Consider the following 11,070-nt stretch of genomic DNA (forward strand, 5'->3'; position numbering starts at 1 on the left):
CTCGCGTGCCCCGGCCCGCGAAGCGGATCTTCGTACGGGACCCCGCCGGCCGCGTGGTGGACATCCCCGCCGACGGCTGGACTGCCTCCCCGTGAGCGCCCAGACTGGGGGTGTCGGACGCCCCGCTCATCCTGGACGGTGACCGTGGAAACGCAAGAGAGTCAGCGCGTCGAGTTCACGCCCGAGGCGGCCGCACTGCTGCGGAGGCTGGGTGAGCAGCACGGCCCGCTGATGTTCCACCAGTCCGGCGGCTGCTGCGACGGCAGCGCTCCGATGTGCTACCCAGAGGGCGAGTTCCGCACCGGCGCCTCGGATGTGCTCCTGGCCGAACTGGCCGTGGACGGCGTAGCGGAACCGGTCGGCTTCTGGATGTCGAAGTCCCAGTACGACCTCTGGAGCCACACCCGCCTCATCGTGGACGTGGTCCCCGGCCGGGGCAGCGGCTTCTCCCTGGAGGCCCCGGAGGGCGTCCGCTTCCTGATCCGCTCGCGCGTGATCGGCGCCTAGCCTTCGCCCGTCACGGCCGCAGCCCGCTCACCAGGTCCGCCGTGGCCGTGAGGCCGTTGTTGATGGTGGGGGCCATGCTGGTGCCGGCCAGTGAGAAGCCGAGCATCATGCAGACCAGGGCGTGCGAGATCTTCAGCGCCCCGTTGCGCATGAAGACCACGGCCAGGATCAGGAGCAGCAGCACCACTGAGATGGAAACAGCCATCGGAACCTCCTCCGCCACGCCAGGTGTGCGGCGTTCGGCCGCAAGTGTGGCGTAGCGGAGGGTTGTTCCAGGGCGCTGACGTGTCCCCCGTAAGGGTGGTGTCAGGGTGCGACGAGGTCCGCCAGCGCGGCGAGGGCCTTGCGGTGGGCGCCCGCGGTGCCGTAGGCGAGGGAGTCCGCCTTGGCCCGCTTCAGGTGCAGGTGGACGGGGTGTTCCCAGGTCATGCCGAGCCCGCCGTGCAGTTGGAGCGCCTCCTCGGTGGCGTGGACGGCGACCGGAGCGGCGTAGGACTGGGCGACGGCGACCGTGAGGTCGGTGTCGAGGCCGGTGGTGAGCGCGTCGGCGGCGGCGCGGGCGGCCGCACGGAGGCTGACCACCTCCAGCCAGAGCTGGGCGAGCCGGTGCTTGAGCGCCTGGAAGCCGCCGACCGGCCGGTTGAACTGCTTGCGCTCCTTCAGATAGCGCACGGTCTCCATCAACGCCCAGTCCGCGACGCCCAGTTGTTCGGAGGCCAGCAGCCCCGCGCCGGCCCGCAGGGCGCGTCGTACGGCGGGTTCGGCGGGGCCGAGGCGGCGGCCGGGGGCGCCGTCGAGGGTAACGGTGGCGAGCGGGCGGGTGAGGTCGAGCGGGGTCAGCGGGGTGAGGGTGACGGCGTCGGCGGCCACGGCGTACAGATCGCCGTCGGCGGCCGGGACGAGGAGCACGTCGGCCGCGACCGCGTCCGCGACGGAGGTCAGCTCACCGCGCAGCGCGCCGTTCTCGACACGGGCCGTGGCGAAGGCGGCGCCCGGCGCGGTGGTCAGGGAGACGGCGAGCGCCCCCACCGTGCGGCCGGAGGCGAGTTCCCCCAGCAGCTCGTCGTCGCCGCAGGCGAACAGCGCCTCGGTGGCGACCACGGCGCTGGCGAGGTACGGCACCGGTGCCACGGCCCGCCCCAACTCCTCCAGCACGACGGCGACTTCCCGATGGGTGGCACCCTGGCCGCCCTGCGACTCGGGTATCAGCAGGCCGGCCAGGCCCATGCCCTCGGCGAGCTGCTTCCACAGGCCGGGATCGTGCGGGGTGCCCGACTCGGTGCGGGCGATCACGGCGGCGGGCCCGCAATGGTCGGTGAGCAGGTCGCGGACGGCGGCCCGCAGGGCCTCCTCCTCGGAGTAGAGGAGGTCGGGCTCGGCGTTCGGCGTGCTCATCGGGCCAGGTCCTTCCAGGGGACGTCCTTGTCGGTGCGCGGTTCGGCGGGCAGGCCGAGGACGCGCTCGGCGACGATGTTCAGCAGGACCTCGCTGGTCCCGCCCTCGATGCTGTTGCCCTTGGAGCGCAGATAGCGGTACCCGGCGTCGCGTCCGGTGAAGTCGACCAGTTCGGGGCGGCGCATGGTCCAGTCGTCGTAGAGCAGCCCCTCCTCGCCCCGGAGTTCGACCTCCAGGCCGCTGATCTCCTGGTTGAGGCGGGCGAAGGCGAGCTTCATGCCGGAGCCCTCGTAGCCGGGCCGGCCTGCGTTGAGCTGCTGGCGCAGGCGCTCGGCCGTCAGCCGGGACACCTCGGCCTCGGCCCAGAGCGTCAGCAGCCGCTGATGCAGGTCGTGGGTGCGCAGCTCGGGGCGTTCCCGCCAGGTCTTCGCGACCGGGCCGATCATGCCGCCCTCGCGGGGCAGGCGCATGCCGCCGATAGAGACACGTTCGTTCATCAGCGTGGTCCGGGCGACCCGCCAGCCGTCGCCGGCCTCGCCGAGACGGCGGTTGCCGGGGATGCGGACGCCGGTGAGGAAGACCTCGTTGAACTCGGCCTCGCCGGTGATCTGGCGCAGCGGCCGGACCTCCACCCCGGGGTCGGTCATGTCGCAGATGAAGTAGGTGATGCCCGCGTGCTTGGGCGCGTCCGGGTCGGTGCGGGCGATGAGGATCGCCCAGCGGGCCAGATGGGCGCTGGAGGTCCACACCTTCTGCCCGTCGACCACCCAGCCCTCACCGTCGCGTACGGCACGGGTGCCGAGCGCGGCCAGGTCGGAGCCGGCGCCGGGCTCGCTGAACAGCTGGCACCACACCTCCTCGCCGGTCCACAGGGGGCGCAGGAAGCGGGCCTTCTGCTCGTCGGTGCCGTGGCGCAGCACGGTCGGGGCGGCCATGCCGAGGCCGATGCCGATGCGGCGGGGGTCGTTGTCGGGGGCGCCGGCGGCGGCCAGCTCCTCGTCCACGACGGCCTGCAGCGAGCGCGGGGCGCCGAGTCCGCCGAGGCCCTCCGGGTAGTGCACCCAGGCGAGTCCGGCGTCGAAGCGGGCCTTGAGGAAATCGAGACGGTCGGTGGTGGCGGGCGGGTGCGCGGCCAGCAACTCGTGGGTGCGGCGGCGCAGTTCACCGGCGTCGGTCATGCGGTGGCTCCGTTCGGCGGCAGGACGGCGATGCGGCCGGTGGTCACGCCGTCGGCGACCCGCTGCACGGCGTCGGCGGCTCCGGCGAGCGGTACGCGCTCGCTGATCAGGGGCTTGATCGCGCCGCGCGCGGCCAGCTCGGTCAGCTCCTCGTGGCAGCGCAGCACGAGCTTGGGGTTCTTGGTGTGGTACAGGCCCCAGTGCAGGCCCAGGATCGAGTAGTTCTTCACCAGGGCGTGGTTGAGGGCGGGGCTCGGGATGGAGCCGCTCGCGAAGCCGACGACCACGATCCGGCCCTCGAAGGCGACCAGCTTGGCGGACTGGGCGTACGCCTCGCCGCCGACGGGGTCGTAGATCACGTCGGCGCCCCTGCCGCCGGTGGCCTCCTTGACGGCGGCGACCACGTCCCCGGTACGGCGGTCCACGACCACGTCGCAGCCCAGCTCGCGGGCGACGGCAGCCTTGTCGGCGCCGCCGACGACACCGATGACCCGCGCTCCGGCGGCCTTGCCGAGCTGGACGGCGGCGCTGCCGACACCGCCCGAGGCGGCGTGCACCAGCAGGGTCTCCCCCGCCTCCAGACGGGCCCGGCGGTGCAGGCCGAACCAGCCGGTCTGGTAGCCGATGTGCAGGGCGGCGGCCTCGGCGTCGTCCAGCGCGTCGGGCACGGGGAGCAGCGCGCGGGCGTCGGCGAGCGCGTACTCGGCGAAACCGCCGTACGGCAGCGCCGGGTTGGCGATGACGCGGCGGCCGTCCTCGGTCTCGCCGCAGATCTCGACGCCGGGCGTGAAGGGCAGCGGGGGCCGGAGTTGGTACTGGCCCCGGCAGAGCAGGGCGTCCGGGAAGTTGACGTTGGCGGCGCGCACCCGGAGCAGCACCTGGCCCTCGCCGGGCGTGGGGGGCTCCACCTCCGCCAGGCGCATCACCTCGCGCGGCTCGCCGTTCTCGTGCACTTGCCATGCCTGCATGCCGGGCCTCCACGGGACTGCGTCGTCCGAACCGGGGTCCTGGGCATACTAAGCGGTCGCTTGCCGTTAGGGAACAGCCGGCCGGAACCAGTCCACCGGCTCCGGACGGAACCCGTCAGCTCTCCCCCTCGGCCCTCCGCCCGGCCCGCGCCCGCAGCTGCATCCGCTCGCCCTGCGGCCCGAACAGGCTGAGGAACTCCACCGGCCCGTCCCCCGCCGACCCGAACCAGTGCGGTACCCGGGTGTCGGACTCGGCGGCCTCCCCCGGCCCCAGCACCGCGTCATGGTCGCCGAGGACCAGCCTGAGGCGCCCGGAGAGGGCGTACAGCCATTCGTAGCCCTCGTGGGTGCGCGGGTCGGGCCGCCGCTCGCGGCGCGGTTCGAGCACCATGTACGTCAGGAGGCCGCCGGGGCGCCGGGTGAGGGGGTGGAAGGTGCGGCCGTCCCGCTCGACCGGCTCGGTCCGCACCCTGGGGTCGCCGACCGGCGGGGCGCCGACCAGTTCGTCCAGCGGGACCCGGTGGGCCTCGGCGATGGGCGGCAGCGGCTCCAGGCCGGGCCGGCGCAGCCCGGACTCCAGCCGGGAGAGGGTGCTGACCGAGATGCCGGTCGCCTCCGACAGCGCGGCCGGCGTCACGTCCCGATCCTTGCGCAGGCGGCGCAGTCTCGGGCCGACGGCGGCCAGTACCTCGCCGGTACTCTCCGCGCCCGCGTCGCTCGTCCCACTCGTGGCCTTATCGCGGATCGGGCAAGGTGGTTTGTCGATCCGGCAGGTGTGAGCGGGGCCTTCGCAGAGCACCCATGCTGCATGCTGCTCACTCGGCTCGCGGAGGTGTCGGGCCAGGTCGCCGCCACGGCGTCCCGGACCCGCAAGACGGAACTGCTCGCGGAACTCTTCCGGGACGCGGAACCCGACGACGTACCGGTGGTCATCCCGTATCTCGCGGGACGGCTGCCGCAGGGCCGGATCGGCGTCGGCTGGAAGGTGCTCGGCCGCGCGGTACCGCCCGCCGCCGAGCCGACGCTCACCGTGCGCGGAGTGGACGCGCTGCTGAGTGAGCTGGCCGCGGTGTCCGGGGCGGGTTCGCAGGCCGGGCGGGCACGGATCCTCGACGAGCTGATGGGTGCGGCCACCGAGGACGAACAGCGCTTCCTGCGGGGCCTGCTGACCGGCGAGGTCCGCCAGGGCGCGCTGGACGCGCTCGCCGTGGAGGGGCTGGCCCGCGCCACGGAGGCCGACCCGCCCACGGTGCGGCGGGCGGTGATGCTGGCCGGCTCGCTCCAGACGGTCGCCCAGGCCCTGCTGGCCGAGGGCCCCGGCGCGCTGGAGGCGTTCCGCCTCACGGTGGGCCGCCCGGTGCTGCCGATGCTGGCGCGCAGCGCGTCCTCGGTCGCGGAGGCGGTGGAGAAGCTCGGGGTGTGCGCGGTGGAGGAGAAGCTCGACGGCATCCGCGTCCAGGTGCACCGCAACGGCGCCGAGGTGGGCGTCTACACCCGGACGCTGGACGACATCACCGGCCGGCTGCCGGAGGTGACGGCGGCGGCGCTGGCCCTGCCGGGTGAGCGGTTCGTGCTGGACGGCGAGGTGATCTCGTTCGGGCCGGACGGGCGGCCCCGTTCCTTCCAGGAGACGGCCGGCCGGGTCGGCTCGCGGGTGGACGTGGCGAGGGCGGCCGAGGAGGTCCCGGTCTCCCCGGTGTTCTTCGACGCGCTCTCGGTGGACGGCCGGGACCTGCTGGACCTGCCCTTCGCCGAGCGGCACGCGGAGCTGGCCCGGCTGGTGCCGGAGCCGATGCGGGTGCGCCGGGCGCTGGTCGCCGGGCCCGGGGACACCGGCGCGGCGGAGGAGTTCCTCGCCGAGACCCTGGCGCGCGGGCACGAGGGGGTGGTGGCAAAGGGGCTCGACGCGCCGTACAGCGCGGGACGGCGCGGTGCGTCCTGGCTGAAGGTCAAGCCCGTGCACACCCTCGATCTGGTGGTACTGGCCGCCGAGTGGGGACACGGCCGCCGCACCGGCAGGCTCTCCAACCTCCACCTGGCCGCCCGCACGGCCGACGGCGGTTACGCGATGCTAGGGAAGACCTTCAAGGGCATGACGGACGCGATGCTCGCCTGGCAGACCGGGCGGCTGGGCGAACTCGCGGTGGAGGAGAAGAGCTGGGGCGTGACCGTACGCCCCGAACTCGTCGTGGAGATCGCCTACGACGGACTCCAGCGTTCCACCCGCTACCCGGCCGGGGTCACCCTGCGGTTCGCGCGGGTGATCCGCTATCGCGAGGACAAACGGCCCGAGGAGGCCGATACGGTGGAGGCCCTGCTCGCGGCACACCCGGAGGTCAAGGCGTGACAGCGCGTGCGACGAAGCGCAGCGCGGGACTGCTGTTGTTCCGCCACACCGACCGAGGTCTTGAGGTGTTGCTCGGCCATATGGGCGGCCCGCTCTGGGCCACGAAGGACGAGGGGGCGTGGTCGGTGCCCAAGGGCGAGTACCTGGCGGACGAACCCGCCTGGGACGCGGCCCGCCGGGAGTTCCAGGAGGAACTGGGTATCGCCCCGCCGGACGGTCCGGCGCTGCCGCTGGGCGAGATCACCCAGCGCAACGGCAAGATCGTCACGGTCTGGGCGGTGGCGGCCGACCTCGATCCGTCGGCCGTCGCGCCCGGCACCTTCACCATGGAGTGGCCGCCCCACTCGGGCCGCGTCCAGGAGTTCCCGGAGCTGGACCGGGTGGCCTGGTTCACCCCCGAGGAGGCCCGGCCGCTGATGGTCTCCGGACAGGGCACGTTTCTCGACCGTCTGGCGGAGCACTCGGGCTGAACAGGGGACCGAGGCGTTGCGGTACCGGATGCCGCGCGCCAAGGTCGACGCATACCCCGGTACCAGGAGGTCAGCCATGCCCATCGCCACGGTGAACCCGGCGAACGGCGAGACGGTCAAGACGTACGAGCCGATGGACGACGCCGAGGTGGAGCGCAGGCTCCAGCTCGCCGAGGCCACCTTCCGGACCTACCGGACGACGTCGTTCGCCGAGCGCGCCGAGCGGCTGAACCGGGCCGCCGACCTGCTGGAGGCGGACAACGACGAGGTCGCCCGGATCATGACGACCGAGATGGGCAAGCCCCTCGCGCAGGCCCGCGCGGAGGCCGCCAAGTGCGTCAAGGCGATGCGCTGGTACGCCGGACGGGCCGAGGGCCTGCTCGCCGACGAGGTGCCGGACGAGGCGGACGTACGGGACTCCGGGGCCTCGCGGGTGCGGGTGGTCTACCGCCCGCTGGGTCCGGTGCTCGCGGTGATGCCGTGGAACTTCCCGCTCTGGCAGGTGATCCGGTTCGCCGCGCCCGCGCTGATGGCGGGCAACGTCGGCCTGCTCAAGCACGCCTCCAACGTGCCGCAGACCGCCCTCTACCTGGAGGACCTGTTCCAGCGGGCCGGGTTCCCGGTCGGCTGTTTCCAGACGCTGCTGGTCGGCTCGGCCGCCGTCGACGAGATCCTCCGGGACGACCGGGTCAAGGCGGCCACCCTCACCGGCAGCGAGCCGGCCGGACGTGCGGTCGCCTCCACCGCCGGCGAGATGATCAAGAAGACGGTACTGGAGCTGGGCGGCAGCGACCCCTATCTGGTGATGCCCTCCGCCGACATCGACAAGGCGGCGAAGGTCGCGGTGACGGCACGGGTGCAGAACAACGGCCAGTCCTGCATCGCGTCCAAGCGGTTCATCGTGCACCGGGACGTGTACGACGCCTTCCTGGAGAAGTTCGTCGCCGGGATGGAGGACCTGACCGTCGGCGACCCGATGGACGACCACACCGACGTCGGGCCGCTCGCCACCGAGCAGGGCCGGGCCGACGTGGAGGAACTGGTGGACGACGCGCGCCGCAGCGGCGCCGGCATCCTGTGCGGCGGCCGGCGGCCGGACGGCGCTGGCTGGTACTACCCGCCGACCGTGATCGCCGGCGTCGGGCGCGAGATGCGCATCCATCGCGAGGAGGCGTTCGGACCGGTGGCGACCGTGTACCGGGCGGACGACCTGGAGGACGCGATCCTGATCGCCAACGACTCCCCGTTCGGCCTGAGTTCCAGCGTGTGGACCGAGGACGAGGACGAGATGGCGCACTGCGCGCGGGACCTGGAGGCCGGGGGCGTGTTCATCAACGGCATGACCGCCTCGAACGCCGCGTTCCCCTTCGGCGGGGTGAAGCGTTCCGGTTACGGACGTGAACTGTCGGCGCACGGAATCCGGGAGTTCTGCAACATCACCACCGTTTGGCAGGGAGCGTGAGGATCGCACGGCTACGATCCGGTCTGTGAACGGCGAAGTGACCCTCCCTCTGATCGTCGACGAGCGCGGTGCGCTGCGGGTGTCGGCGGGCGATGTAGCCAAGTTGCTGCGCAGCGTGGGGGCGCGGTGGGTGCATCTGGTGGAGGCCGGGGAGCGGGGGCTGGACGAGGACACCGTCGCCGAGCTGGCCATCGAGCTGGCGAAGCTGGCGGACCGGATCGACGTGGCCTGCATCGCTCACAGCAGCGGGGCGCGGCAGGAGCAGTCACCCGGTGATTTCAAACGGTCCTGAGCTGCCGAAACGGCCTTTCGTCACTCTCTGTCGTCCCCGGTTCGGAGTAATTCGGCGCGAGATCGTCGGCCTTCCGGGTGAGTGTGGGTGGACCACCTTCTGACCGGCGGACGAAGGCCCGCCGGACGGCGAAAGCAGGGACCGCTCATGGCGACTTTGTGCAGACCCTCGGTGTCCGTGCCGGAACACGTGATCACCATGGAGGAGACCCTGGAGCTGGCCCGCACGCACCACGCGGACAACCCGCAGCTCCCGCTGGCCCTCCGGCTGATCGAGAACACCGGAGTGCGCACCCGGCACATCGTGCAGCCGATCGAGGAGACCCTGAAGCACCCGGGCTTCGAACAGCGCAACAAGCTGTACGAGCACGAGGCCAAGGCCCGGGTGCCCGCGGTCATCCAGCAGGCGCTGGACTCGGCCGAACTGCTCACCTCCGACATCGATGTCATCGTCTACGTGTCGTGCACCGGCTTCATGATGCCGTCGCTCACCGCGTGGCTGATCAACGAGATGGACTTCTCCAGCACCACCCGGCAGCTGCCCATCGCCCAGCTGGGCTGCGCGGCCGGCGGTGCCGCCATCAACCGGGCGCACGACTTCTGTTCGGCCTACCCGGAGGCCAACGCCCTCATCGTGGCCTGCGAGTTCTGCTCGCTGTGCTACCAGCCGACCGACCTCGGCGTCGGCTCCCTGCTCTCCAACGGCCTGTTCGGCGACGGCATCGCGGCCGCCGTGGTCCGCGGCCGGGGCGGCACGGGTGTGGAGCTGGAGCGCAACGGCTCGTACCTGATCCCCAAGACCGAGGACTGGATCTCGTACGACGTCCGGGACACCGGGTTCCACTTCCTGCTGGACAAGCGGGTGCCGACCACGATGGAGCCGCTGGCCCCGGCGCTCCAGGAGCTCGCGGGCAACCACGGCTGGAACGCCTCCGACCTGGACTTCTACATCATCCACGCCGGCGGCCCCCGAATACTCGACGACCTCAGCAAGTTCCTGGAGGTCGAGCCGCACGCGTTCCGGTTCAGCCGGGCCACGCTCACCGAGTACGGCAACATCGCCAGCGCCGTGGTCCTGGACGCGCTGCGGCGGCTGTTCGACGACGGCGGTGCCGAGCACCGGGCGCGCGGACTGCTGGCCGGGTTCGGCCCCGGCATCACCGCCGAGATGACCGTCGGCCGCTGGGTCGGCCGGGACTGAGAGGGGGCGCCATGACCGACGAGACACTGGCGGAGCCCCAGCCCCCCGTCCATCAGTGGCCGGCCGCCGACCTGGCGGGCACCGACTTCGACCCGATGCTGGCCGAGCTGATGAACGAGGGCCCGGTCACCCGCGTCCAGCTGCCCAACGGCGACGGCTGGGCCTGGCTGGTCACCCGGTACGACGACGTGCGCATGGTGACCAACGACCCGCGTTTCGGCCGGGAGGCCGTGATGGAGAAGCAGGTCACCCGGCTCGCCCCGCACTTCATCCCGGACCGGGGCGCGGTCGGCTTCCTCGACCCGCCCGACCACACCCGGCTGCGCCGGGCGGTGGCCGCCGCGTTCACCGCGAAGGGCGTGGAACGGGTCCGGGAGCGGTCGCGGACCGTGCTGGAGGGGCTGGTGGACGGACTCCTCCGCCAGGGCCCGCCCGCCGACCTCACCAGCGCGGTGCTCAGCCCGTTCCCCATCGCGGTGATCTGCGAGCTGATGGGCGTTCCCCCCGCCGACCACCACGCCATGCACGAGTGGACCCAGCTGATCCTGTCCTCCGCGCACGGCAAGGAGGTCAGCGAGCGGGCCAAGCGCGAGATGAGCGCCTGCTTCACGCACCTCATCGGGCATCACGCGTACGGTCCGGGTGACGACGTCTGCTCGCTGCTGAGCGCGGCCGTGGACCGGGACGAGGTCACCCTGGTGGAGGCGGTCGGCCTCGCCGTGCTGCTCCAGATCGGCGGCGAGGCGGTCACCAACAACAGCGGGCAGCTGTTCTACCTGCTGCTGACCAGGCCGGAGCTGGCTGAGCGGCTGCGTTCGGACCCGGCGGTCCGGCCGATGGCGATCGAGGAGCTGCTGCGCTACATCCCGCACCGCAACGCGGTCGGGCTCTGCCGGATCGCGCTGGAGGACGTGGACGTCGGGGGCGTCCGCATCCGCGCGGGCGACGCGGTCTACACCTCCTACCTGGCCGCCAACCGGGACCCTGAGGTGTTCCCCGACCCGGACACCATCGACGTCGAGCGCAGTCCCAACCCGCATCTGGCGTTCGGTTTCGGCCCGCACTACTGCCCCGGCGGGATGCTCGCCCGGCTGGAGTCCGAGCTGCTGGTGGACGTCCTGCTGGACCGGGTGCCGGGGCTGAGGCTCGCGGTGCCGCCGGCGCAGGTCCCCTTCCGCAAGGGCGCGTTGATCCGGGGTCCGGAGGCCCTGCCGGTGACCTGGTGACCTGGTGAGCCGTGCCGCACAGGGG

At 72.5% G+C, this 11,070-nt stretch carries 12 protein-coding genes; 7 read left to right on the forward strand and 5 right to left on the reverse strand.

What is annotated here, in order from left to right:
* The first annotated feature begins 144 nt into the window (after positions 1-144).
* Positions 145-507: a DUF779 domain-containing protein gene (locus tag ACFWN1_RS27525; RefSeq protein WP_384367431.1), complete on the forward strand. Its 363-nt coding sequence runs from the start codon at positions 145-147 to the stop codon at positions 505-507.
* Between the two features lie 10 nt (positions 508-517).
* Here the strand turns inward: ACFWN1_RS27525 and ACFWN1_RS27530 are convergent, their stop codons facing one another.
* From ACFWN1_RS27530 to ACFWN1_RS27550, 5 genes are all read right to left on the reverse strand, one after another.
* Positions 518-712, reverse strand: coding sequence for a hypothetical protein (locus tag ACFWN1_RS27530; RefSeq protein WP_384367434.1), 195 nt, complete (start codon positions 710-712; stop codon positions 518-520).
* A gap of 101 nt (positions 713-813) precedes the next feature.
* Complete coding sequence (locus ACFWN1_RS27535; protein WP_384367437.1) at positions 814-1,902, reverse strand: acyl-CoA dehydrogenase family protein; 1,089 nt, start codon at positions 1,900-1,902, stop codon at positions 814-816.
* Positions 1,899-3,080, reverse strand: a complete 1,182-nt coding sequence (locus ACFWN1_RS27540) for an acyl-CoA dehydrogenase family protein (protein WP_384367441.1) — start codon at positions 3,078-3,080, stop codon at positions 1,899-1,901. Before ACFWN1_RS27540 ends, ACFWN1_RS27535 begins: the two co-directional genes overlap by 4 nt.
* On the reverse strand, positions 3,077-4,048 hold the full coding sequence (locus ACFWN1_RS27545; protein ID WP_384367444.1) for an NADPH:quinone oxidoreductase family protein: 972 nt from the start codon (positions 4,046-4,048) through the stop codon (positions 3,077-3,079). Before ACFWN1_RS27545 ends, ACFWN1_RS27540 begins: the two co-directional genes overlap by 4 nt.
* 115 nt (positions 4,049-4,163) lie before the next feature.
* Positions 4,164-4,793, reverse strand: coding sequence for a helix-turn-helix domain-containing protein (locus ACFWN1_RS27550; protein ID WP_384367466.1), 630 nt, complete (start codon positions 4,791-4,793; stop codon positions 4,164-4,166).
* A gap of 63 nt (positions 4,794-4,856) precedes the next feature.
* On the opposite strand from ACFWN1_RS27550, the gene ACFWN1_RS27555 reads away from it, so the two are divergent.
* The 6 genes from ACFWN1_RS27555 to ACFWN1_RS27580 all read left to right on the forward strand — a co-directional run bounded on the left by ACFWN1_RS27555 (position 4,857) and on the right by ACFWN1_RS27580 (position 11,045).
* Positions 4,857-6,395, forward strand: coding sequence for an ATP-dependent DNA ligase (locus tag ACFWN1_RS27555; RefSeq protein WP_384367447.1), 1,539 nt, complete (start codon positions 4,857-4,859; stop codon positions 6,393-6,395).
* Positions 6,392-6,865 (forward strand): NUDIX domain-containing protein, encoded by a 474-nt coding sequence (locus tag ACFWN1_RS27560; protein ID WP_384367450.1) that lies wholly within the window; start codon positions 6,392-6,394, stop codon positions 6,863-6,865. The genes ACFWN1_RS27555 and ACFWN1_RS27560 overlap by 4 nt, the downstream gene beginning before the upstream one ends.
* A 76-nt stretch (positions 6,866-6,941) precedes the next feature.
* Positions 6,942-8,327, forward strand: coding sequence for an NADP-dependent succinic semialdehyde dehydrogenase (locus tag ACFWN1_RS27565; protein WP_384367453.1), 1,386 nt, complete (start codon positions 6,942-6,944; stop codon positions 8,325-8,327).
* Between the two features lie 25 nt (positions 8,328-8,352).
* Positions 8,353-8,619, forward strand: a complete 267-nt coding sequence (locus ACFWN1_RS27570) for a DUF6213 family protein (protein ID WP_384367456.1) — start codon at positions 8,353-8,355, stop codon at positions 8,617-8,619.
* A gap of 147 nt (positions 8,620-8,766) precedes the next feature.
* Positions 8,767-9,819, forward strand: coding sequence for a type III polyketide synthase (locus ACFWN1_RS27575; protein WP_384367459.1), 1,053 nt, complete (start codon positions 8,767-8,769; stop codon positions 9,817-9,819).
* A gap of 11 nt (positions 9,820-9,830) precedes the next feature.
* Entirely contained in the window at positions 9,831-11,045 is a 1,215-nt protein-coding gene (locus tag ACFWN1_RS27580; protein ID WP_384367462.1) for a cytochrome P450, read from the forward strand.
* Positions 11,046-11,070 lie beyond the last annotated feature (25 nt).

This window comes from Streptomyces sp. NPDC058459 (assembly GCF_042721685.1).
Lineage (GTDB): Bacteria > Actinomycetota > Actinomycetes > Streptomycetales > Streptomycetaceae > Streptomyces.